The 23,017-nt window shown below is 47.9% G+C and carries 21 protein-coding genes; 18 read left to right on the plus strand and 3 right to left on the minus strand.

What is annotated here, in order from left to right; translation table 11 throughout:
* The first annotated feature begins 86 nt into the window (after positions 1–86).
* Genes AC2T0J_RS11120 through AC2T0J_RS11145 form a run of 6 tightly spaced genes read left to right on the plus strand, consistent with a single transcriptional unit; the run spans position 87 to position 5,511 of the window.
* Entirely contained in the window at positions 87–1,076 is a 990-nt protein-coding gene (locus tag AC2T0J_RS11120) for a sugar phosphate isomerase/epimerase family protein (RefSeq protein WP_489810187.1), read from the plus strand.
* 8 nt (positions 1,077–1,084) lie between these two features.
* Positions 1,085–1,471, plus strand: a complete 387-nt coding sequence (locus AC2T0J_RS11125) for a C-glycoside deglycosidase beta subunit domain-containing protein (RefSeq protein WP_489810188.1) — start codon at positions 1,085–1,087, stop codon at positions 1,469–1,471.
* A gap of 52 nt (positions 1,472–1,523) precedes the next feature.
* A complete protein-coding gene (locus AC2T0J_RS11130; protein ID WP_489810189.1) occupies positions 1,524–2,525 on the plus strand; it encodes a ThuA domain-containing protein in 1,002 nt (333 codons plus the stop codon).
* 14 nt (positions 2,526–2,539) lie between these two features.
* Complete coding sequence (locus AC2T0J_RS11135) at positions 2,540–3,109, plus strand: gluconate 2-dehydrogenase subunit 3 family protein (RefSeq protein ID WP_489810190.1); 570 nt, start codon at positions 2,540–2,542, stop codon at positions 3,107–3,109.
* Entirely contained in the window at positions 3,106–4,800 is a 1,695-nt protein-coding gene (locus AC2T0J_RS11140; protein ID WP_489810191.1) for a GMC oxidoreductase, read from the plus strand. The genes AC2T0J_RS11135 and AC2T0J_RS11140 overlap by 4 nt, the downstream gene beginning before the upstream one ends.
* 60 nt (positions 4,801–4,860) lie before the next feature.
* Positions 4,861–5,511 carry a Qnr family pentapeptide repeat protein gene (locus tag AC2T0J_RS11145; RefSeq protein WP_489810192.1) on the plus strand — a complete coding sequence of 217 codons (651 nt, stop codon included), beginning with the start codon at positions 4,861–4,863 and terminating at the stop codon, positions 5,509–5,511.
* A 230-nt stretch (positions 5,512–5,741) separates the two neighbouring features.
* Here the strand turns inward: AC2T0J_RS11145 and AC2T0J_RS11150 are convergent, their stop codons facing one another.
* Both AC2T0J_RS11150 and AC2T0J_RS11155 read right to left on the minus strand, forming a co-directional pair.
* Positions 5,742–6,737, minus strand: coding sequence for a sugar phosphate isomerase/epimerase family protein (locus tag AC2T0J_RS11150; protein ID WP_489810193.1), 996 nt, complete (start codon positions 6,735–6,737; stop codon positions 5,742–5,744).
* The gene (locus tag AC2T0J_RS11155; RefSeq protein ID WP_489810194.1) at positions 6,734–7,132 is read right to left on the minus strand and encodes a C-glycoside deglycosidase beta subunit domain-containing protein; all 399 of its coding nucleotides are present in this window, start codon (positions 7,130–7,132) and stop codon (positions 6,734–6,736) included. The genes AC2T0J_RS11150 and AC2T0J_RS11155 overlap by 4 nt, the downstream gene beginning before the upstream one ends.
* 252 nt (positions 7,133–7,384) lie before the next feature.
* Between AC2T0J_RS11155 and AC2T0J_RS11160 the strand changes: the two genes are divergently transcribed.
* The 6 genes from AC2T0J_RS11160 (at position 7,385) to AC2T0J_RS11185 (ending at position 16,348) form a co-directional block, all read left to right on the plus strand.
* On the plus strand, positions 7,385–9,058 hold the full coding sequence (locus tag AC2T0J_RS11160) for a GMC family oxidoreductase (protein WP_489810195.1): 1,674 nt from the start codon (positions 7,385–7,387) through the stop codon (positions 9,056–9,058).
* Between the two features lie 22 nt (positions 9,059–9,080).
* Positions 9,081–10,313: an MFS transporter gene (locus AC2T0J_RS11165; RefSeq protein ID WP_489810196.1), complete on the plus strand. Its 1,233-nt coding sequence runs from the start codon at positions 9,081–9,083 to the stop codon at positions 10,311–10,313.
* Positions 10,314–10,349: 36 nt separating this feature from the next.
* Positions 10,350–11,594: a sugar phosphate isomerase/epimerase family protein gene (locus AC2T0J_RS11170; RefSeq protein ID WP_489810197.1), complete on the plus strand. Its 1,245-nt coding sequence runs from the start codon at positions 10,350–10,352 to the stop codon at positions 11,592–11,594.
* Between the two features lie 15 nt (positions 11,595–11,609).
* Complete coding sequence (locus AC2T0J_RS11175; RefSeq protein ID WP_489810198.1) at positions 11,610–12,779, plus strand: Gfo/Idh/MocA family protein; 1,170 nt, start codon at positions 11,610–11,612, stop codon at positions 12,777–12,779.
* Between the two features lie 447 nt (positions 12,780–13,226).
* The gene (locus AC2T0J_RS11180; protein ID WP_489810199.1) at positions 13,227–15,539 is read left to right on the plus strand and encodes a TonB-dependent receptor; all 2,313 of its coding nucleotides are present in this window, start codon (positions 13,227–13,229) and stop codon (positions 15,537–15,539) included.
* A gap of 155 nt (positions 15,540–15,694) precedes the next feature.
* Entirely contained in the window at positions 15,695–16,348 is a 654-nt protein-coding gene (locus AC2T0J_RS11185; RefSeq protein WP_489810200.1) for a Qnr family pentapeptide repeat protein, read from the plus strand.
* Between the two features lie 155 nt (positions 16,349–16,503).
* Here the strand turns inward: AC2T0J_RS11185 and AC2T0J_RS11190 are convergent, their stop codons facing one another.
* On the minus strand, positions 16,504–17,415 hold the full coding sequence (locus AC2T0J_RS11190) for a LysR family transcriptional regulator (RefSeq protein ID WP_489810201.1): 912 nt from the start codon (positions 17,413–17,415) through the stop codon (positions 16,504–16,506).
* Between the two features lie 178 nt (positions 17,416–17,593).
* Between AC2T0J_RS11190 and AC2T0J_RS11195 the strand changes: the two genes are divergently transcribed.
* From AC2T0J_RS11195 to AC2T0J_RS11220, 6 genes are read left to right on the plus strand one after another with little or no spacing between them, the layout of a single operon-like run.
* Entirely contained in the window at positions 17,594–18,583 is a 990-nt protein-coding gene (locus AC2T0J_RS11195) for a fumarylacetoacetate hydrolase family protein (protein WP_489810202.1), read from the plus strand.
* Complete coding sequence (locus AC2T0J_RS11200) at positions 18,576–19,373, plus strand: cyclase family protein (protein ID WP_489810203.1); 798 nt, start codon at positions 18,576–18,578, stop codon at positions 19,371–19,373. Before AC2T0J_RS11195 ends, AC2T0J_RS11200 begins: the two co-directional genes overlap by 8 nt.
* A 47-nt stretch (positions 19,374–19,420) precedes the next feature.
* Positions 19,421–20,578 (plus strand): alpha/beta hydrolase family protein, encoded by a 1,158-nt coding sequence (locus AC2T0J_RS11205; RefSeq protein WP_489810204.1) that lies wholly within the window; start codon positions 19,421–19,423, stop codon positions 20,576–20,578.
* Between the two features lie 11 nt (positions 20,579–20,589).
* Positions 20,590–21,522, plus strand: coding sequence for a VOC family protein (locus AC2T0J_RS11210; RefSeq protein ID WP_489810205.1), 933 nt, complete (start codon positions 20,590–20,592; stop codon positions 21,520–21,522).
* Positions 21,522–21,869: a Rieske (2Fe-2S) protein gene (locus AC2T0J_RS11215; RefSeq protein ID WP_489810206.1), complete on the plus strand. Its 348-nt coding sequence runs from the start codon at positions 21,522–21,524 to the stop codon at positions 21,867–21,869. The genes AC2T0J_RS11210 and AC2T0J_RS11215 overlap by 1 nt, the downstream gene beginning before the upstream one ends.
* A 4-nt stretch (positions 21,870–21,873) precedes the next feature.
* Positions 21,874–23,001, plus strand: coding sequence for an FAD-dependent oxidoreductase (locus tag AC2T0J_RS11220; protein WP_489810207.1), 1,128 nt, complete (start codon positions 21,874–21,876; stop codon positions 22,999–23,001).
* Positions 23,002–23,017 lie beyond the last annotated feature (16 nt).

Below are 23,017 nucleotides of genomic sequence, written 5' to 3' on the forward strand. Positions count from 1 at the left end.
TGAACAGGTGAGGGCCATGCAGGGCCAACGCGTGAGTTAAGTTAACTCACAAACAAAGACAATTGAAAACGCTATCGGAGATAGTTATGTCGATAAAACGAGGCGTCAGCCTTTACAGTTTTCAGCATGAGACCTTTCTTGGCAAAATGGACCTGGAAGATTGTATTCGCACTTGTGCTGAATTAGGTGCTTTTGGTATTGAAGTCATTGGCGAACAAAGCTTCTGGGGATACCCGGAGCAACCCGTTAAAGAAGCGGATATACAACACTGGCATGCATTGATGGAAAAATACGGTACAACGCCGATTGCCCATGATTTTATGCTGGATTATAAACGCTACAAAGGCCGCTTGATGCCGTTTGATGAACAGGTCGCGAGCATTAAGCGTGACATTGATTTAGCCAAGCGACTTGGCGCACCATACTTACGAGCGTTGGTGGCGATTGAACCAAAGGTACTGGTGGCAGCGGCGCCTTATGCCGAAGAGGCCGGCGTTAAATTATTGCTTGAAGTCCATGCGCCACTGCATTTTGATCACCCGTGGATCCTAAGACACGCAGAAGCCTATGAACAAAGTGGCTCTGACGCACTGGGATTTTTGCCCGATATGGGCATGTTCCTGGATAAATTCCCGCCAGTCTGGAAAGCCCGCTTTATTCGTAATGGCGTATCACAAAAGATTGCCGATTATATTGAGAAGGCGTATGAAGATCGCGTACTGAGTGAGTATGTTATTCAAAATGTACGTGAAATGGGCGGCAGCGGTCCGTCGATTGCAATGGCAGAAACATTACGCCACAACGCCGCCTACGATCCGCGACGTATGCTCGATCATATGAGTCGTATCCACAATATCCACGGTAAGTTTTATGAAGTGACCGACGACTTAATTGAGCCATCTATTCCCTATGATGACATTGTCAGAATACTCATGGAAGGGGGATACAATGGTCATATTTGTTCTGAATATGAGGGCAATCGCTGGATAGAAGATGTGGTTGAAGTAGATTCTGTTACCCAGGTTAGTCGTCAGCAAAGAATGCTCGATAAGCTAATTAGTCAATACGCTAAGTAGGAGGCGGCATGTTTGATAATAAAGTGATTGTTGAAGACAGTCTGGCCTCAGAGCAACTTGAGGATGGCAGCTACGGCTTCAGTGTACTGGCGCGTTTACCTTATTACCGGGGGCTGGGGTTGTCGATGGTCGAAAACATCGCCGTATCCATCGATGGACAGGACATTCAGCGTGATGATGTCAGATTTGCAGTACGCGGCAACACGTGGACGCTGGATGAAATGGAAACGGAATACGGCGACCGCTGGAACTTTGGTGAGAAAGCAAAGGTGATCGTAGTCACCAGGGAGCCGCTGGCCAGCGGTACTCATGAAGTGAGTGTCGCCATCACCATGCGCGTTTCTTACTTACCTTTTGTTCCTACAACCCGTGACGTTAAGACGTTAAACCTGTAGTTCACCCTATCAGGCACTAGCGCACGTTAGTGTCTGGCAACTATCGGAGACAATGATGTTGTGCTCTGTAAAATACCTTTACTTTTCTTTCTATGCGCGATTAAGCGCAGGTCTTTGTGGATTATTTCTGCTTTCCATCAGTGCCGTTGAGGCCGCAGAAAGTGTTGTGATCCCGGTACCGGACTATCGTCCACCGCAAACCGTTCAACGTGTAGCCGTCCCTATCGTGCCCGATAACAAAGTGAGCAATGTATTGATTGTCACAGGTGAAAGCTCCTATGAGCATGACTGGACTGGTGTAAACACGCAGCTACGCAGTTTAATGCTCAACAGCGGTGCTTTTGATGTACGGGTTATTGAAGACCCCCGGATACTCAACGCCGACATACTCACCCGTTACGATGTGGTTTTTATCAACTACCTGGGGCGCTGGAATTACAGTGACAGCGAGGAAACACGCTGGGGCCACATTGCTGAACAGGCGCTTTTTGACTATGCAAAAAATGGTGGAGGCGTGGTGCTGTATCATGCATCGTTCAACATGGGGGCTCCGTCATGGCCGGCCTTTGAGCGGTTGGCAGGTGGGACGATGCGTCCTCAGCACGGTAGCCGCCGGTCGCCCCCCGATGCGTTTCTGGTCAAAGTTGTCGATCATGATCATCCCGTCACGCAAGGCATGCGCGACTACATCTGGACGATGAATGATGACATGTACACAAATATGTATTGGGATCCAAAAGCAAAGGTGAGGGTACTTGCGACAGCGTTTGATGATCCGGATTTATATACCCAGGCGATCGCAGGACCTAAGTATCCACCAAGTCTGTATACGCCTGAGAAACTTGCCGGTATGTCAGCGATGGCAGCAGACAATCCGCAGGTCTGGACGGTGGAGTACGGCACCGGACGGGTTTTTTGTATCGCCCTCGGGCATGGTCCGGACACCTTGCTGCATGATGGCGTTAAGAGCCTGATCCTGCGGGGGACTCAGTGGGCTGCCACCGGCGATGTATCTTTGCCTATTGGTCCTAAAGCCCAGGCATTTACTGAATAAATGAGAATGGAATTATGAATTCAATCGAAAATCAACAGCGCAGAGTCTGGCTCAAGCAAGCCATGGCAGCCTGCGGTCTGATTATGGCACCCAGCGCCATATGGGCAGCCAGCAGTCCTGGCGGGGCAACCGCGCCTGCGTGGTTAACGGCAGTGTGTGATTGCGTTATTCCGGACACGAATGTTCCCGGCGCTGTTGCTGCAAAGGTTCCCGGGTTTGTGCAAATGGCTGCTGCTCATGGTTTGGAAGGGGCGAAGGCGTCGTTAATTGCGCAGTTTGAACATTTGTTTTATGAGTATTCAGGTAATGAACTGACTACATTGAATCAAACCCGGTTAGAAAAACTTCTCGAGCCGCTGGATAGTGCAGCCTATAGTCATCCCCGGGGACAAGCTTTACCTGATGTGTTTGCGGCTTGGAAAACGCTCAAGTCATTAATCGTGCTTGGTTACTACACGTCCGAAATCGGATCCAGTCAGGCGCTCAGATACGTACTCGTGCCCGGGAGGTTTGACCCCGATGTACCGCTTTCTGATAACCCCAAAGCGTTTTCTTCGGATTGGACAGGAGTAAAATACGGATGATACACAGCAAGCAGTACGACGCGATTGTCGTAGGTTCCGGTATTACCGGTGGTTGGGCCGCCAAAGAACTCACCGAAAAAGGTTTAAAGGTGCTGATGGTAGAGCGTGGCGAAAACATCCCGCATCGCTCGGGCTATAAAAACGAAATGAAAGCGCCCTGGGAAATGCCCTTTCGCGGTGAAGGCGACCAGAATTATCTGGATGAACACTATCCGGTGCAACAACACTCCGGGCATTTGGATGAATGGAATCAAGATTACTGGGTCGACGATAAAGCGCAGCCTTATCAAACGCCTGACGATACAAAATTTCGCTGGATCCGCGGCTATCACTTGGGCGGTAAATCATTAATGTGGGGGCGTCAGTGTTACCGCTGGAGCGATTATGATTTTAGTGCCAATGCGCGCGATGGTATTGGGACAGACTGGCCGATACGCTACAAGGATCTGGCACCCTGGTACGACAAAGTTGAGGCATTCGTTGGCATATCCGGGGCTAAAGAAGGGTTGCCTCAATTGCCCGATGGACAGTTTCAGCCACCAATGGCGCTCAATGTTGTCGAGCAATACATGCGCGACCAGATTAGCCAGCATTTTCCGGAACGACGACTCACCATTGGCCGAACGGCTAACCTCACTGAAGGAAAACCCGAAGAAGGCCGTGTACAATGCCAGAATCGTGCGATTTGCGCGCGAGGGTGTTCATTTGGGGCTTATTTTAGTACTCAAAGCAGTACCTTACCGGCCGCGCAAAAAACGGGTAATCTCACGCTAATTACCAACGCGATGGCGTCGCGCTTAGTTCATGATCCTGACAGCAACCGCATAAGCGGTGTTGAAGTGGTAGATACGCAAACCCGACAAACTACAACGTATCATGGCAAGCTGGTATTTTTATGTGCCGGTGCGTTTAATTCTGTGGCGTTAATGTTGCGTTCGGTGTCGGCGGCATTCCCGAACGGATTAGCTAACAGCAGCGGTGTGTTGGGTAAATATATAATGGACCATGCCAGTACCGTGGGCGTTGCATCAGTGATCCCCGGTTTTGAAGATCGTTATTACTACGGTAATCGACCGACCGGTGTGGTTGTTCCGCGTTTTGTTAATTTGGAAGAACAGGATCAACCATTTACCCGTGGGTTTTCCTATCAGGGCGGCGCCTATCGTGCGAGCTGGTCGCGGGGGATGAAGCAGGCTGGGATTGGTAAATCGTTTGCGCAACGTCTGCAAGGTCCGGGCGACTGGAAGTTTGTGCTGACCAGCTTTGCTGAGTGTTTGCCCCGCGCCGAGAATGCCATCACTCTGGAGCCGAATAAAACCGATGCCGATGGCTTTCCGCAGTTGCAGATCCGCTTTTCATTTGGTGAAAATGAATACAAACTGTTGCATGCGGCTAAAGAAGAGGCTGCAAAAATGGTGGTTGCCGCGGGCGGGAAGGTCTTGTTTGGCTCCGACCAGCCTAATCCAGGTGGCTCGGCGATTCATGAAATGGGCGGTGCTCGCATGGGACGGGACGCGAAAACGTCGGTGCTTAATGGTTATAATCAGGCCCATGATATCCCCAATCTTTTTGTTACTGATGGCGCGGCGATGGCATCCTCAGCCTGTCAGAATCCATCTTTAACCTATATGGCCCTCACGGCAAGAGCCGTTGACTATGCCAGTCAACAGTTAGCCAAAGGGCTGATCTAACATTCTTTAGCCTGTCTGCCCCTGGGGGTAGACAGGTGCACATAAAAAAGTAAGTCTACTATGAATAATCAAACATTTGAGTCGGAAGACTTTTCAGGTCAGGATCTTTCTGGCCGCTATTACTCCCACTGTCATTTCTATGCCTGTCGATTTGATCGTTGCGACCTGACTGACACGGTCTTTGAACACTGCAGTTTTATTGAGCCGGGTGCTCAGGGCGCCTGCACATTTAGCTTTGCGAAGTTAAACGATGCCCGGTTTGAGCAATGCAAACTGGCGATGGTTAATTTTAAGGGCGCGGAATGCCTTGGTATTGTGTTGCAGCATTGCGATATCAAAGGCGCTGACTTTACCCAGGCATCGTTTAGCAATCAGATTAGCCATAATGCCTATTTTTGTTCAGCAACCATCACCGACTGTAATTTAAGTTACGTTAACTTGTCTGGTGCGCGTTTAGAAGCGTGTAAACTGTCAGATAATCGCTGGATCGATGCTAACCTGAGTGGCGCCAGTTTACGCGGTGCTGATTTATCACGTGGTGAATTCTCGCCGGAATGCTGGTACCAGTGCGCCCTTCAAAACGCCGATTTACGCCATTGCGACTTGGTTGGTCTGGATATACGTCGCGTTGATGTTACCGGAATAAAGATAACCCAGTGGCAGCAACAGGAACTGCTTGGTCAGTTGGGTATCATCGTCGAACCGGATTAATGATATAAACCATTACCCATTACCCATTACCATACGAATTGCTATGCTCAGCCGTATGTTGCCTGGCAATTCCGGTTGAACGGTTTCGATGAGTCGTTGAGAGGAAATACAGATCGGCTGCTTCAGGGTAAATCTGCTGCGTTATCAATAAAAAAGGCCTGCAACGTAGGGCACATACGGCAGGCCTCACCAGAGCAACTCCAGTTGGGTAGGAGTGGCTTTGAAAGCGATTATTTATTCAAAATGTGTTCGCACATGCGATGATGGCGTCTGACCATTTCGAAGGCGCAGACTTCATCTGCGTTCCAGAACGCATGGCCTTCCCACTCACTCGACATACTGATAGTACGATCGGCGTTATCAAATATCGGTAAAATTCGGTAGTGATCGATAGACGGTGAGTCAGTGCATTGCTCGTTGACTTCGTAGAACTTTGCGTGGATGTGCACGGTACGATCAAGGATGTCGGCCCATTCTTCAGGTTGCTGTCTGCCAAACATGGTAAAAATCAGCTTTGACTGTAAAATCGGCAATTCAGGTTCGCCGGCTTCTTTAGCTTGTTCGGCGAAGGCCATGTAGCGCTGGAACGGGTGACCTTCTGATTCCCACATACTGATCAGTAGTTTTTTACCGTCTTCTGAAAGTCCGGCCTGGGCTAACTTATCTAACATACCTGGTGGGATCGCGCGCATACAGGAACTAAAATCCGGCACAAAACCGAGGTATTCAGAATCAATCTTTTCGTATACCTCACGTGTAGCCATCACCTTAGGTGTATTCGGGCCCTCCGGCGCGTGGATTTCCATACCGAGTTTGACGTTGGCTTTTGCTGCAATGGGTTCGAGCTTAGTTAACACTTCCGGCGTTAAGCCAATCTGGATCCGCATTACCGGGAATCCCAGTTCGCCTGCCATTTCGATTTGCGGGCGCATGTACTCAACGCTTTCATCGGTATCCATCCATTTATTGGGATTCAATGCGATGTCGGCATTTCCTGCCAGAGACGTTAAGGTAAGTTCGTTTCGTTCAATGGCATCTAAAAAGTGTTTCAGTTCCTGTTTATCGACTTTCCCCGGAAACCCCTTAAGGTTCTGGAATCCGATCATCTCCAGGCCCGGCCCCAGTTTACGTTTGCCAACCTCATCGATTAACTGTGGTAAAGTAAATTGTCCAGCCAACCATTCATTGGTCATCGAATATATTGTGGTGCCTAACATTATGCTCATTGAATAGTTACCTCTTTACTGACATCGGTGCGCTGAACAAGCGCAGTATCGGGGCCGATAATGATATAGGGAATGCGCGTTGCCATTGATACACTTAAACTGATGTTCTCACCTGCCGCCTTCGCAGATGGCGTATCGATAATGGCGGTTATTGGATCCTGTGTGAACCACCATTCATCGAGAAATTCACCGGCCTGAGTCACCGGAATATTGGTGCCATTGACCCGAATGGTCAGATCATCTGCAGCATATTCATGCCCATCAATCGTAATATTTAAATTTTCCAGGCACGCAATCGGTAACGAACGGTACCAGGCAATTCTGACATCCACTTCGTAACCTGAGGGCGTGCTTCGCACCGCATCTTGCTTAATTACACTGGCTTCGAGGGTCATTGTTGATTCCTACTCTTTGTTTCTGAGATCTAAAATCTAACATTCTTTTATATTAAAATGATAGTTCTAATACTGATTTTTGTTAAAATATTTTTATATTTCCATACATATCAAGTGATTAAATTATTAATATAGCTATATTTAATGGTAATTGTTAAATTAATGTTTAACTTTTATTTGTCACATTACTTGTAATATAAATTTATTAGAATTAATATTCTATAAAATAATAGTGACTTAAAGTGTGACAAAATGAAATATGACGCGATTGTTGTAGGCTCAGGGGCAACCGGTGGTATTGCGGCGAAAGAACTGACGGAAAAAGGGCTTTGTGTATTACTGCTGGAAGCCGGACCGGCTTTGGATGAGGAAATTTTTAAACGTCCTGGTTTAAAGCGTCAGGTTAATACCTGGGATCGCATTGGTGCCGGCATTAAAGGTCAGCATACCCAGGCCCGGTGTTCATGGTTTTCGCCTGACAAAAAAGAGTTATTTGTCAATGACCTGGAAAACCCGTACACCACGTCAACCGACCCGTTTCTGTGGATTAGAGGGCGTCAGGTCGGCGGTCGCTTTCAGTCATGGGGGCGCGTCGCTGTAAGAATGTCAGACTATGACTTTAAAGCGGCAAGTCATGATGGGTATGGAGAAGACTGGCCAATTGAATACCAGGATCTCGTTCCTTATTATGACAAAGTCGAGTCTTTTTTGCGTATCGCCGGTCGTAAAGACGGCATCGAAAACCTGCCTGACGGGAACTTTGCAACGGAAGCAGGCTTAAGTAGTTACGAAAAGAAATTCCAAAATACGGTTCAGGGAAAGTGGTCTGAGCGCCGGTTTACCCCCTGGCGTTATGTCAGTAGTGACGCGACGCACGCTGATGAAGAGGGTAAAACGCACACAACGTCACCGATAGCGGCAGCGCAGGCGACCGGAAAGCTTACCTTACGTCCCAACAGTGTTGTGAGTAAAGTCAATGTGGATAGAACGTCGGGTCTGGCGACGGGAGTTACGTTCATTGACAGGGAGTCGAAGAAAGTGCACGAGGTACATGCCAACGTGGTGATGTTGTGTGCGTCGACGATAGAAACAATAAGACTATTGCTGAATTCTGCAACGGCTGACGCGCCTCAGGGACTGGCTAACAGTTCTGGCGCGTTAGGCCACTATTTTATGGACCAGACCAATGGCGTGGTGTTCGGTTCGGTGCCCGGAGCAACCGGTTTTGAACTGGTTGACGGCAAACATCCCGGCGATAATCACGGTGGTTTTTATATTCCACGTTTTCAAAACCTCAAACAGGGTGAGAAAATAGATTTTATTCGTGGCTACAACATTCAGGGAATGGTTGGCCGAATTCCGGTGCCGGATCACATACCAACGTTATTCGGTTTAACCGTGCAAGGTGAGATGTTACCGGTCAAAGAAAATCGTATCTCGCTCAACACGCGCAAAAAAGATGCGTGGGGTATTCCGGTTGCCAATATTGATATTCGCATGGGCAAAAATGAGCGAAACATGGCAAAGGCGCAAATGGCGAGTATTCTCGAGATGGTCAATACTATGGGCTGGAATATCGAAATTGCTGCCAGTATTCTTGATATTCATAACCGCGACAATCTGATGCCAACCGGTAATTGGTTTGAACGTACAATGTTTAAATTGTCCTATCAAAAGAGTCTGTGTTTAGGATCGGCTATCCATGAATGTGGCGGTGCGCGAATGGGAAATGATCCGTCCACTTCGGTACTCAACAAACATAACCAGAGCTGGGACATTCCCAACTTATTTGTTACTGATAGCAGCTGTTTTGTTACCAATGGTGCGGGTGGACCGACATTAACGACTATGGCGCTCACGGCACGTGCAGCGGAGTATATTGCTCAGGAATATGCAGGTTCGCCAGACATCACCCGCGCGGTGTGAAAAGACGTATGATACGGGTGAAATGGTGACAACAAAAAACCAAGCAAACTCTGGGGCCGCTATTTGGTTTGTGTTGCTAGCGGTATTTTTTGACGCGATGGGGCATGGTCTTCTCGCGCCAATCATTCCTGAATTAATTCAGCAATTAGCACAGGTAGATGTGTCTGGCGCCGCTCTTTATGGTGGTGCCATTATCGCACTGTTTGCGACTATTCAGTTTTTTGCTACGCCACTGCTGGGATCATTAAGTGATGCTTATGGCCGCAGGCCAGTCCTGTTAATGTCATTTACCGCATTCGGACTCAACTATCTGCTTATGGGCCTCGCGCCGTCTATCGTCTGGCTATTTGCTGCGCAGGCACTCGCCGGCTTGTTTGGCGCTACGCCAGCGGTCGCCGCAGCCTTTATGGCGGATATTACCAGTGCCGAAAAACGGGCAAAGCGTTTTGGTTCGCTGGGTGCTGCATTTGGTCTGGGCTTTATGTTTGGCCCGGTATTAAGTGGGTTACTTGCCGATTACGGTTTACGGACACCTATTTTTGCTGCGTCTGTGCTGACGCTAACCAATGCCGTTGTTGGCTTCTTTGTGTTTCGCGAGTCCTTAGCGAAGCCTTTGCGCAAAACCTTTGAATGGCGAAATGCCAGCCCCTGGGGAGTTTTTACCCGGCTTAAGGTAACACCGCAAATCCCGCGGTTATTGCTGGTGGTGCTATGTTTACACATAGCGCTTAACACGGTGCCTACCGTGTGGCCATACTTTACGGCCTATCAATTTAACTGGACTGCCAAAGAAATTGGGTTATCCATGGGCCTTTATGGTCTGGTAAGTATTTTAACTCAGGGCGTTTTGGTGGGGAAAATTTCACAACGATTCGGCGACCTGGTCGCCAGCTTCACTGGAATGACCGGTTTACTGATTGGTTCTATCGCCTTTGCCTGCATCACCAATCAGTACGTTATTCTCGTGTTTATCATTCCCAGCGCGATGGGCTTTATGACTAATGCAGGGTTGATGAGTTACATGTCATCGCAAGTGGATGCCTCTAATCAAGGCACTTTACAGGGAGCATTTGCGGCTACTCGCAGTGTGGGTGCGATTATTACACCACTGTGCCTGCCCTGGCTTTTTCATCAGTTTACGACACCTGGCAATGCGTACCCGGTGTATCCGGGAGCCCCTTTTTTAGTTGCCGGTTTGTTGGCCATGTGCGCCATTGCGTTACTAATAAGGGTAAACCGGCTCGCTAAACATTAATGACTAACACTACTGACACTAAAAGGCGTGAATAGCATGACTAACACCTTATCCTACAAACCTCAGCATATGAAGCTCAGTATGCTTACTGCTGCGTTACAAGAATTAACGCCTCGCGACATTCGTGATGCCGATCCTGATCGGGCAATTGAAGACTGGTTGACATTTTCTGCGCAAATTGAGTGCCCTTATATTCAGCTCTCCGCTGCCATTCACCCCAGTTTGGCTGACGTACCGCCTGAAGCATTGCTGGACCCAGTTGCCAATACACTGGATTTACGTGAGTCGTTTAATAGTCAGCGGGCAAACCGCATCTTAGCGGCAATGAAAGAAACCGGGGTGGGGTTATCTGATTTAACCTATTTTGACAATCTATTAGTGCATGACAATGACGAGCGTAAAAAAAAGCATGATTTTATGCGCAAGGTCTTTGACGCCGCTAACCTGTTAGGCACTGACGCTGTGTGCGGTTTTATAGGCCGTAATATCCAGTTGTCGATGGATCAAAATCTGCAAATGTTTGAACAAGAATTTATCCCGTTGCTAAAAGAAGCAAAAGCGCGGGGGCTTACCTATCGTGTAGAGCAATGCCCGATGCCGGGCTGGAATCCCACAGATTGCTGGCACAATAACATTGCGTATACCCCCGCTACCTGGATTGCACTGCATCAAATTTGTGAAAAACATGGAGTTGGCGATCAGTTCAGAATCCATTATGACCCGTCTCACTCCGTTCTAATGGGGCAGGACACACGTTCGATGTTCCAGTATTTAAAAGATGAAGGCTATGGCTTTCTGATTGCCGGATTTCATGTCAAAGGCCAGGTGATTGACGCGAAGGGTGTGTCTGCCTGGGGCTATGGTGGTCAGACTATTCAGCGTGGCGATTGTAAAAATGGCGTTCCTTCTGATGATCCGGCTGATTTGCTGAATGCATGGAAAAAGCAAACCGTGTTGTGTGAGCATGAATTACCCGGCACAGCGCGGCACGATCCGCTGGCCTATTTACAAAACCGGACTGTGGATTGGCTGGACCATCAACTTGCCGCCAGAGAGTTACTGGATCTGGATGTGGCAAACACCTATCTGGTGGTTGAGCATGAGTATCCTGCTGCACGGATTCAGGATCGCGATAAACTGGCCCCTTTATTACAAGGGTCCGTGGATTTTTGCCGGGCTATCGATGAAGCGGCTGCGTCAATGTACGCCATTCAGCATCAGGTGTTACCGGCGCTGGATATTCCTGTTCAGGGCATTGGTCGTGAAGCTTACCGATCTTAATAAAAGGGGAGAAAGATGGACTTAACTTATCAGCAAGATGCCTTTTCCCGGCCGCTGAGGGCCGGTATTGTTGGCGGTGGTAGCGGCGCTTTCATTGGTGCGGTGCATCGCATGGCCGCACAACTCGATGGTCAGGCCCGGCTGGTGGCCGGCGCGCTGTCGTCGCGGGAACAGGTCGCCCATGAGAGTGCCCGGGAATGGTTCTTGTCACGCAGTTACAGCGATTATAAAGAGATGGCTAAGGAAGAAGCGGCGCGAGAGGATGGGATTGATTTTGTGATTATCGCAACGCCCAACTTTATGCATGCTGAGGTAGCGTTGACATTCATTGCGGCGGGTATTCATGTTATGTGTGAAAAGCCAATGACACTGACGGTCGGCGAGGCCCAGAACATAGAGCAGGCTCTGCAGCGTAATCCGGTTGTCTTCGGGCTGGCCCATACTTACACCGGTTATCCGGCGGTACAGGAAGCCAGGTCGATGATTGGGCAGGACCAGTTAGGGGGTATTCGTAAAGTGCTGGTGGAATACAACCAGGATTGGCTGATGGAATCACTGGAAGCTGGCGAAGACGCTAACAAGCAGGCCTCCTGGCGCACCGACCCCAACCGTTCCGGGATCAGTTGTTGTGTAGGTGATATCGGTACGCACGCAGCGAACATGGTTGAGTACATGACTGGTGATCGTATTAACGCGATCTGTGCTGACTTATCGACCTTCGTCGACGGGCGGCAGCTTGACGATGATGCCAATATGCTTATCCGGTTGGCCGGCGGCGGCAAGGGCACGCTGGTGTGTTCTCAGATTGCCTGTGGCGAGGAAAACGCGTTGTCGATTAGGATCTACGGTTCGAAAGGCGCCATTGAATGGCACCAGCAGGAACCCAATACGCTCATTTATGCACCGCAAGGTCAACCCAAACAATTACTGCGCACGGCTGTGAGTCTGCAGGCGCCAGAGGCCCAGTATTTGACCCGTACCCCGGGAGGTCATCCGGAAGGTATTCTTGAGTCCCTGGCTGGCCTGTATAAGCTGTTTATTGAGGACATTCGACGCTACTGTATGCAGCAACCGCTTCAGGGCGGATATCCTGGCATCAGTGATGGTGTACGAGGCATGCAATTTATCCAGGCGGCTGTCAATAGTGCAAAACGAGGTGCTGAATGGGAGACCCTACCCAACTGATCTGAATAAAACAGCGTCAGTTTGGCGCTGTTTCCCACCCTTTTGGATTGATTCTGAGCTGCAGCCGTTTCCGCAGAGCAACGACATACGGACAGCTTTATTGTTCGAACTATCTGCTTTATCAATTCCTGATATTCATGTTTCAAATTCAAATAAGATTGTTAATTCCAATTAGGGTGTTGGCTTGGTATTTTTTACGAAAAAAAATATCTATTTTAAATATATGATTTTTATGATTTTGATCTATATTTAAATTATTAGTTACTATTATGTTGTTATATAAATGTATATTTATTGTTGATCCTTTTTGTTTTTGTGTTTAAATGTGAATCACCATTCGCATTATGGGGGTGGCAAGAATTGGGGTGCAGAGTGAATCAGATTGACATTCAGGACTTTGTACATATTTGAGGTTGATACACCGATGCCTACATAAGAGGGTGTTTCATGTTGAATACACATCATAAAAAAGCCGTTTTAACCACCGCAGTATTAATCGGACTGTCAGCGGGTGCTAATGCACAAGACAATTCAGAACAGAAAAAAAGCAATCAGGATTTAGAGGTAATAGAAGTCACCGCACAGAACCGTGTGCAGTCTGCATCTGACGTGCCAATTTCCATGAACGTTGTGAGTGCCGAATTGCTGGAAAATGCCGGTGTTTCAGATATTCAGTCATTAAGCCGGGTCGCGCCTGATTTTGTTACTGCCAATGACTCAATAGCCACCCGTGTATCACTGCGCGGTATCAGTACCGAAAGCAGTGATGAAGCAGCAGACCAATCGCTGACAATTAGTATTGATGGTGAATATATCAATCGCCCCCGGGTGATGAACGCGGCGATGTTTGATGTCCAGCGTGTCGAGGTTCTGCGTGGACCACAAGGTACTTTGTATGGTCGTAATGCTACAGGTGGTGCGGTAAATATTATTACCAACAAGCCTCAACTCGACGAGTTCAGTGGTAATTTTTCTGCCGATGTCGGCAATTACAGTTCACGTGAGTTTAATGGCGCATTGAATGTACCGTTAGGCGACAGCGCAGCAATACGTGTTGCTGGTTTTTCATCGGTGCATGATGGTTTTCGTGATCATGGCGACGGTTTGAGATCGGGTGATAAGGACGTACAAGCTGGCCGTATTGGCCTGCAAGTGGAACCACTTGATAACTTGTCTGCGTATTTTGCGTACGAAACGAGCACTTTGGATCAGCAGGCGCCGTTTTTTGCAGCCTATAATATTAACGCAACCGGCCAGGCTGATGACGGTGCTGGTCAGTGTAATGTGGCTGCAGGCTGGGAACAAATTGCCAACGTCAATGGTGAAGTGTTGTGTACTCCCTCCAATACCAATAATCTGGCGGACATAGACAGAGAAAACTTTGAAGCGCCAGGCATGGCGGATCGGGCATTTCATAAGGTCGATGGCGATGCAGTCCGCGCGCACATTGAATATGTCACAGACTTTATGACGGTGAGCTATCGCGGCGGCTACCGTGACAGCACGGTTGATGCTGATGAAGCATTACATCCTAATTACATTTTCTTCCGTAATACCGATATTGAAACAACCAGCCATGAACTGCGGTTTAGTGGCGGGGAAGACCGTCTCTTCTGGCAGGGCGGTGTATTCCAGTTTGTTGAAGAACAGGATGTAAACTCAGGCCTTCTCAGTTATATCGGCGCTTACCCTAACGGGCCACAGGGCTTCTGGGCGAATACGTTCTACCGGCCTGATATCAAATCAAGATCAAATGCTATTTTTGGTCAGGTCGATGTGCCTGTGACAGACACTCTTACCGTAGTGGCAGGCGGACGCTACACCAAAGACCGCAAATCTGGCACCCAGACCAATCTGCCTTCGGGTTTGACGTTCGAAGAAAATCCACAGATTCGACCCATCGATACTGAGGGTGCAGTGGCAAGTGAACTGTTGGCTGAGGATAGTGAATTTACCTGGACGCTTGGCACCAACTATCAGCCGGATAGCGACAGTCTGTATTACGCTAAGATCAGCAAAGGCTACAAAGCTGGTGGCTTTGACAGTACCGGTAAGACTTACGATCCCGAAGTGTTGTACTCCTATGAAGCTGGTTTAAAGCTGGACAGAGATGAGTACAGCGTTACCGGCTCGGCGTTCTATTATGATTACAAGGATCTACAGGTCCCGATATTACTGGATACTAATTTAGGTGGTCAGGTCTTCAATGCCGGTAAAGCCGAAATCTGGGGACTGGAAGGGACGTACGATATCTGGTTAACGGAATCTGACAGTCTGGCTGTTTCATTAAATTACCTCAACGCGGAGTATGTTGATTTTACCGGTGCGATTCCAGTGCAGTGTTTAGGTGGATGTGACACTACTGCGGTGAGTGAAGTTGACGGTGAGCTGGTTAACCTGGCAGGCAACGCACCGTCGAATGCGCCGGAGTTGATTGCCACGCTGGCCTATGATCATTACTGGGAAATGGACTCAGGTACGCTGGTAGCTAGTTTATTTACACGTTATAAGAGTGACTATTATCTGTCACCGCTTAATGATAATGACAGTCAGCAAGATGCCTACACTCAGACAGATGCTACTCTGAAGTTCACCACGTTAGATGATAGCTGGGAAGCAATGTTGTATGTCAGAAATATCGAAAATGAGAGTCCGATCAGTTACTACACATACACGGCGGCTGGTCCGGATGACGTGCAATTATGGTCTTTCGGTGCGCCCAGAACGTTTGGGATGAAGGTAACTTACAAGTTCTATTAGGTTTAAAACTTAACTCATTAAAATACTTAAAGTAAAGTGTCGCCCTTACAATATTGTAGGGGCTTTTTAATGGAAATACAGGGCTGCTATTCGCACAATGTGGTCGATATCTGGTGGCTATGTTCGTATTTTTAATTCTGTTTCAGGTAGTGTGAATGATGAACCATCAAACCTATTCGTATGTTTCTGTTACACCAGAGGACATACCCGGCACCTGTATTGAATCCTGCATATTCATAGAATGTGACTTCAGCAGAGCCGACTTTTCTGGTTACCAGTTTAAGAATTGTAATTTTATTGATGGCCAGTCAGGCAAAGGATGCCTGTTCGAAAACACAGAACTTGAAGAAGCCAGTTTCATAAACTGCAATTTGTCGCACAGCACTTTTACCGGTGCTAATCTTTATATGGTTGAGTTTCGCCAATGTAACCTGACTGCTGCTGACTTCAATCGGGCAAAATTTGCAAAGTATTTTACTCAAGAAAAATATGACTGTTCGGCTTTCATTACGGCTTGCGATTTGTCGTATGCAAATTTGGAGAATCAGCGCATAGAGAAATGTGACCTGTTTGAAAACCGTTGGATAGGTGCAAACCTACACGGGGCAATGTTAAATGGCTCAGATTTAAGCCGCGGCGTTTTCTCCTCAGATGTCTGGGGGGTGTTTTCTTTTTCGCACGCTGATCTGAGTCACGTCGAATTGGAGGGATTGGATCCTCGTAAAGTGAATGTCGAAGGCGTCAGGGTGTGCCGGTGGCAACAAGAAGAATTGCTGGCTGCGATGGGTTTCGAATTAGTAAATGATTAATATGCTTTAGCCAATTAGTCTGGTGCAGTTTCGGCGCAATGATGCTTTTTTGTAGAGGCCCGGAAAGCGAAATAAAACCCTTTGAAACAAAGAGACACTGCAGCGAATGACCTCGGTCTCGCATTGACCGTGCTCATCAGAATATATCAGTTAACTCAAAAAATTGATTTAACAGCGTTGATATTGGATTGTATTTTTTGTCTTAACCATTGATGGACTGGATCACTGTCCTGGGTGGGGTGCCAGGTCATATATTCTTCTAATTTGGGTAATTCAAAGGGGATTCTAAGAATTTTTAATCGTCCGCGCTTCAATGGTTCCGTAGCAAAGCTGGATGGCACCAAGGCGACCCTGCTGGTATTACAAATTGCTAAGCACAGCGTATTGAAGTCATTGGTAATAATATCAATTTGTCTTTTCTGTCCACAATTTTCTTCAAACCAACTTTCAATACTAAACTGACTGTTTCGTTCAAATCCTACCGTAATGTGGCCGACGTCAAAAAATTGTTCAGTAGTAAGCGAGTCGTGCTCTGCATAGAGATTTACATCGCCTAAACATACCAGTTCATCGGCAACTAAAAACTGACTTGGGAATTCACTGTCTATTTTCGACTTGGGAGCGATAAATAAATCGGCATTGCCCTTGTTTAACGAGTCAGCGCCGTAACTAAAAGGCGTTAAAAACTCAAATGAGATGGTCGGAGCATGCAATTGCAGTTGGTTAAGAGTGGTACTTAGTAAGAGTTGGGCAATGTAATCTGAAGCAACTATTCTAAAATGCCTTTCACTGTTTTGTGGGTTGTTCTGTCGCTTACTCGTGATCGACGTTCGTACTAAATTCAAAACTTGCTTCACCGGCAGCGCCAGTTCGAGCGCATAGGGAGTCGGTTCCATTCGCCTGCCAATCTGGACCAGTAAGTCATCTTCAAAATACTGACGTAACCTGGCAAGAATGCTGCTTGTCGCGGATTGGCTGAGGTTCAGGCGTCGCGCTGAACGGGTAATACTTTTCTCTTCTAATAATATTTCCAACGCGTGTAACAGGTTCAAATCCAACTTTTCCACTCTCAAACTCGTTTCTCCTGCAGTCAAATACCAGAGTTAATGTATCTGCGAAAATGATAAATCGTATCTATAAAATTAATTTTTTTGATTCTACAAGATGGAATATAGTTGTTTAAATATTGTTAATCAATATTAAAATTCTAATTCACAAAGTTTACATGGTTTATGCAATAACAATATGAAATTTGCCACATTAAAATCACAGTCACCGGATGGGACACTTGTCATGGTCTCCAGAGATTTGAGTACCACGGTATCCTTGGCGGATATAGCGCCTACTCTCCAATATGCACTGGACAACTGGACAAAGTGTAAACCATTGCTGCAGGAGCGGTACGAGGCATTAAATGCCGGGCGCAGAAAAGATGCAATACCGCTGGAGTCTGAACAATTTGATGCGCCTCTGCCGCGAGCCTGGCAGTGGCTCGATGGCTCATGTTTTTTAAATCATGGTCATTTAATGCAGAAAGCCTTTCATCTGGACCCGATTGAGGATGCAGAAAAGTACCCGTTGGTATACCAGGGGGCGGGTGATAATTTCAGTGGCCCTAAAGATGACATTGTCGTTGCTGACGTTGCTCATGGCGCAGACTTTGAAGGCGAATTTGCCGTTATCACTGACAGAGTTCCGATGGGCGCCACCTTGGCCGAGGCCGAACAAGCCATCAGATTAGTCGTCATGCTCAATGATATTAGTTATCGGGGACTCGCACCTCGTGAAATGAAAACCGGCTTTGGTTTTGTGCAGGCTAAAGGCGCCACTGCGTTTGCACCGATTGCTGTCACCCCCGATGAGTTGGGAGATTGCTGGCGAGATAATCGTGTACACATGACGATGAATATTACCCGCAATGGTGTGCCTTTTGGTCATCCCCATGGGCGTGAAATGCACTTTGGTTTTGACCAACTGATTGCTCACGCCGCGCTCACAAGACAGCTGAATGCTGGCACTGTTGTTGGGTCTGGCACCGTATCCAATGACGATCCTGAAGTCGGACAAGCCTGTATTTCGGAGTTGCGCGCCAAAGAGCTAATTGCTTCCGGTGCGCCAAAAACCAATTTTCTACAGCATGGTGAAGTGATTTCACTTAAGGCAACAGATGATAGTGGGTGCAGTCTTTTTGGCGAAATCCGCCAGCATGTAAAAGTGGAGAATGAAAATGTTTAATTCGCAGCAATTTACGCTTATCGATTTATCGGTGACGCTTGACAATAACCCGCATACGGATCCACCTCCACTGCTGCCTAAAATTGACTACATGGATCATCAGCAAGGCTGGCCAGAAATGGCAGCCATGTTCCCTGGACTCAACAAGGAGCAGTTGCCCGGCGATGAGTCATGGGCAGCCGAAAGGTTACAAATAACCACCCACAGTGGCACGCATATGGATGCACCCTGGCACTACGCGTCAACGACTGATGGAGGCAAACCTGCATACGGTATTGATGAGATGCCGTTGGAGTGGTGCTTTCAGCCAGGTGTGAAGCTGGATTTTCGTGATCTGCCGGATGGCCATGTCATAACAGCCGCTGAAGTCGAAGAGGAACTGCTACGTGTCGGTCATGACCTGCAGCCTTTGGATATTGTTGTGGTGAATACCCGTGCTGGCGCGCTATTTGGTCAACCCGGCTATCTGGACGCCGGGGTCGGCATGGGCCGTGAAGCGACCATGTACCTGTTGGAGCGCGGCATAAAGGTTGTGGGTACAGACGCTTGGAGCTGGGATGCACCCTTTAAATTTACCCGCGAGCGCTTTGCTAAGTCTGGTGATGCGTCAATCATATGGGAAGGTCATAAGGCGGGCCGGGATATTGGTTATGGCCAAATGGAGAAACTGTCAAACCTGGAAGCCTTGCCCTCAACGGGTTTTTGGATCGCCTGTTTTCCTTACAAAATCAAACATGCTTCTGCTGGCTTTGTGCGGGCAGTTGCCTTTGTACCCCAAACAAAAAATTAGTCATGAATTCCTCCGTAAAGAGAGGGATAAACCCATGAGGACAAACGATGTTTAAGTATTTTCCAACCAACTATGTTTGGAACCTATCAGTAGATCTAGCGATTGAAATGGGCGCCCGTATTGGTGAAATAGAAGAAATGTGCGCGCCGCTGCAAGAGGCTGCAAAGCAGCCTGATAAGGAAGGCACGCAGGCGTTTCGTGATACCTGGGCCAATATGGCCGACAAGTTATGTGTACTGGCAGAAGAAGATGAACAGAAAGGGCGGATGTTTTCGGCTGGTGAGAAGTACATGCGTGCTTCGTCCTATTTGATTACGTGTGAGCGTTTACAAGGGCACAATGCACCAGGTCGCCTGGAACTGTATAAGCGTGAGCTCGAGTTGTTTGAACGCGGTATGGCGTTGAAGAAAGCTAACTGTACTCGTGTAGAAATCCCCTATGAAGGCAAGCACCTTTCTGCTTTGTATGTAAAAGCAAAAAATGTTGAAGGCCCTGCGCCCATTCTTATCCAGGTAAACGGTTTGGATTCAACCAAAGAAATGAAGTATTTGGTTGGCTTACCACAATGGTTGGCTGACAGAGGCGTTTCGTCGCTGGTACTTGATCAGCCTGGTACCGGTGAAGCACTTCGCCTACAAGGCTTTAACGCCCGTTTTGACAGTGAGTTCTGGGCATCCATCGTGGTTGATTGGTTGGAGCAACACCCAGAGGTTGATAGCAGTCGCATTGGTATGGAAGGGGTTTCTCTCGGTGGCTATTACTGCCCGCGGGCAGTTGCGAATGAGCCGCGTCTGGCACTGGGAGTGTGTTGGGGAGCGAATCACGATTGGCGTGATGTACAAAAACGCCGTTTAGAAAAAGAAGGCGATTTCCCTGTACCACACTACTGGAATCACGTTTGCTGGGTTTGGGGTGCCAAAGACCTTGATGAATTTATGGACATTGCAGAAAACGTTCATCTTGATGGTCAGGTCGAGAAAATCAAAGTGCCGTTTTTAGTTACCCACGGCTCTAAAGATTCGCAAATTCCGCTTAAGTGGGCGGAGCGCACCTATGAGCAATTAATTAACAGTCCAAAACGTGAACTGAAAGTCTTTACTGAGCGCGAAGGCGGTGTTCAGCATTCGAGTTTTGATAACAGCATTAATGCTGGCCACTACATTGCTGATTGGGTTGCTGAGACCTTCGGCGCCCATACAGCGTAATGGAGAAAATAATGAATATTATAGGCCCGGATTTACTTATTTTTGGTGTTGATGACGTTGAAGCCTGCCGTGAATTTGCATCAGATTACGGTCTGACTGCTGACGGTGAGTATCGGTATTTGTCTCTTGATGGTACAGGTATTGAGATCCGTGCAAAGGATGACCCGGCACTCCCTGCACCGCTGGAAACAGGCTCTATGCTACGTAAAACCGTCTATGGTGTTGCTGATCAAGCTTCCATTGATGCTATAGCTAAAGAGCTTAGCAAAGATCGTGACGTGACAACACTTGACGATGGCAGTATTGAGTCTGTTGATGATCATGGTTTTGTATTGGGTTTTCAGGTAACCATACGCAAACCACTAGACTTAGCCGCTGAAAAAATTAATGCGCCAGGTGCTCAGCCACAGCGCGGCGTTAACCAGGTTGCGGTAAGCAAAGAGGATTCACCTGAGCCAAGAACATTGTCGCATGTCGTGTACTTTGTTCCGGATGTGTCAAAACAGGAAGCTTTCTATCGCGATCGGTTAGGCTTTGTTACCACTGACCGCTTTACCCACGTAGGGCCGTTTATGCGTCCTGCTGGTACTACCGATCACCATACCGTGTTCTTCCTCCAGACCCCACCACATATGAAAGGGATTGAGCACTTTACTTTCCACATGGGCGGGCCAACAGATGTGGTTACTGCGGGTACCAAGATGGTTAATAAAGGTTATCAGAGTTTCTGGGGACCAGGCCGCCATATCTTTGGTTCGAACTGGTTTTGGTATTTCAAAAGTCCCTTCGGTTGCAACATGGAGTTTGATGCCGACATGGACTTGCATGATGACGAGTGGGAAGCACGTGAAGCCATGCCCGGTGCGGATAATTCTCAGGTCTTCTTATTACAGTATCACGAGAAATGGGCGCCTATGGGGCCTCCACCATCTAAGGGTGCGTAATGAACAATCGTGTCATGCTCTGTCGTGAAGGAGATATACCAGAGGTCAGCGCACGAGGTTTCGACCCTCAACGACAGGGTATAGATACTGTCTTCGTAGTGAAAAAAGACGGAGAGTACTTTGCCTATGCGGATGTCTGTCCTCACTACGGTGACACAAGTTTACCTTGGAAAAAAGACGCCTACCTGGATGCTGCAGGTGACAATATCGTATGCGCCGCCCACGGCGCGCTGTTTAATATTCGGTCTGGACTATGTACTTCAGGTCCTTGCAAAGGCGATGCTTTGCGACCGATACCGGTGATTCAAGAGCCTGATGGTTCACTTTGGATCATCTTGGAGGACTAGGAAAATGAGTAACTGTATCAACAATGTACTGATTATTGGTGGTGGCTTTTCAGGCATGTCAGCAGCCATTGAGTTGAGTAAAGCGGGTGTGGAAGTCGATTTAGTTGAAATCGATCCAAACTGGCGAGCTGATGGCGCAGGTATCACCTTGGGCGGAGCGACGCTTCGCACTTTCATTCAACTGGGAATTATTGACGAGTTTTTGGCTGTGGGCTGCGGCAACGCCGGTTTAGAAGTCCATGCACCAAATGGCATGCATCTAGCTCACATCCCGGCTCCGCCTTTACGTGAAGGGCTACCCGGTGCGGGGGCGGTAATGCGCCCGGCTCTAGCTAAAATTCTAGCGGAGAAAACCCGTACCACTAAAACCAATGTACGACTTGGAACAACCTTTGAATCTATCACCGATCTTGGCGATAGCGTTGAAGTGAGTTTTACTGATGGTACAACCAAGCAATACGACTTGGTTGTGGGGGCTGATGGTGTTTACTCTAAAGTAAGAGAAACCATTTTCCCGGACGCTGAAGCGCCTAAGTATATTGGTCAGGGTGTATGGCGTGCCGTATTGCCGCGATTACCTGGTGTTGATAACACAATGATGTGGGTCAGTCAGCACATTAAAGTGGGAGTTAATCCCATGTCAGAAACCCAAATGTACATGTTTGTAACGGAAAACCGGGAACAAAACGACTTTCGTGATCCGGCGACTTTCATCGCAACATTGCGCGGGTTAATGGCCGGTTTTTCTGCGCCTATGGTTAAAGAACTGGCAGAGATGCTCGATGAAGATAGCTTAATTCATTATCGCCCACTTGAGCGCGTAATGATGCCTGCGCCTTGGTACAAAGGTCGGGTGTTGTTAATCGGTGATACAGTACATGCCACCACACCACATTTAGCAAGTGGTGCCTGTATTGGTATTGAAGACGCCTTAGTATTAGCTGAAGAAATTGCCACTAAACCAACATTAAATGACGCTTTGGAAGGATTCCAGGAGCGCCGCTACGAACGCTGTAAAATGGTTGTGGAAAACTCCGGCCGGCTTGCAGAGATCGAAATTGAAGGCGGCGATAAAGAAGAGCACACAGACATTATGCGTCGCTCATCGATTGCCCTTGCACAGCCAATTTAATCGTCATTTTCTGACA

This window comes from Alteromonas sp. ISO5 (genome assembly GCF_058105165.1).

Coding starts and splice junctions, on each gene's coding strand:
- AC2T0J_RS11205 (WP_489810204.1), top strand. CDS start 19,421: ATGTTTAAGTATTTTCCAACCAACTATGTTTGGAACCTATCAGTAGAT.
- AC2T0J_RS11165 (WP_489810196.1), top strand. CDS start 9,081: ATGGTGACAACAAAAAACCAAGCAAACTCTGGGGCCGCTATTTGGTTT.
- AC2T0J_RS11130 (WP_489810189.1), top strand. CDS start 1,524: ATGATGTTGTGCTCTGTAAAATACCTTTACTTTTCTTTCTATGCGCGA.
- AC2T0J_RS11175 (WP_489810198.1), top strand. CDS start 11,610: ATGGACTTAACTTATCAGCAAGATGCCTTTTCCCGGCCGCTGAGGGCC.
- AC2T0J_RS11125 (WP_489810188.1), top strand. CDS start 1,085: ATGTTTGATAATAAAGTGATTGTTGAAGACAGTCTGGCCTCAGAGCAA.
- AC2T0J_RS11185 (WP_489810200.1), top strand. CDS start 15,695: ATGATGAACCATCAAACCTATTCGTATGTTTCTGTTACACCAGAGGAC.
- AC2T0J_RS11200 (WP_489810203.1), top strand. CDS start 18,576: ATGTTTAATTCGCAGCAATTTACGCTTATCGATTTATCGGTGACGCTT.
- AC2T0J_RS11195 (WP_489810202.1), top strand. CDS start 17,594: ATGAAATTTGCCACATTAAAATCACAGTCACCGGATGGGACACTTGTC.
- AC2T0J_RS11180 (WP_489810199.1), top strand. CDS start 13,227: ATGTTGAATACACATCATAAAAAAGCCGTTTTAACCACCGCAGTATTA.
- AC2T0J_RS11160 (WP_489810195.1), top strand. CDS start 7,385: ATGAAATATGACGCGATTGTTGTAGGCTCAGGGGCAACCGGTGGTATT.
- AC2T0J_RS11145 (WP_489810192.1), top strand. CDS start 4,861: ATGAATAATCAAACATTTGAGTCGGAAGACTTTTCAGGTCAGGATCTT.
- AC2T0J_RS11210 (WP_489810205.1), top strand. CDS start 20,590: ATGAATATTATAGGCCCGGATTTACTTATTTTTGGTGTTGATGACGTT.
- AC2T0J_RS11155 (WP_489810194.1), bottom strand. CDS start 7,132: ATGACCCTCGAAGCCAGTGTAATTAAGCAAGATGCGGTGCGAAGCACG.
- AC2T0J_RS11120 (WP_489810187.1), top strand. CDS start 87: ATGTCGATAAAACGAGGCGTCAGCCTTTACAGTTTTCAGCATGAGACC.
- AC2T0J_RS11135 (WP_489810190.1), top strand. CDS start 2,540: ATGAATTCAATCGAAAATCAACAGCGCAGAGTCTGGCTCAAGCAAGCC.
- AC2T0J_RS11215 (WP_489810206.1), top strand. CDS start 21,522: ATGAACAATCGTGTCATGCTCTGTCGTGAAGGAGATATACCAGAGGTC.
- AC2T0J_RS11220 (WP_489810207.1), top strand. CDS start 21,874: ATGAGTAACTGTATCAACAATGTACTGATTATTGGTGGTGGCTTTTCA.
- AC2T0J_RS11140 (WP_489810191.1), top strand. CDS start 3,106: ATGATACACAGCAAGCAGTACGACGCGATTGTCGTAGGTTCCGGTATT.
- AC2T0J_RS11170 (WP_489810197.1), top strand. CDS start 10,350: ATGACTAACACCTTATCCTACAAACCTCAGCATATGAAGCTCAGTATG.
- AC2T0J_RS11150 (WP_489810193.1), bottom strand. CDS start 6,737: ATGAGCATAATGTTAGGCACCACAATATATTCGATGACCAATGAATGG.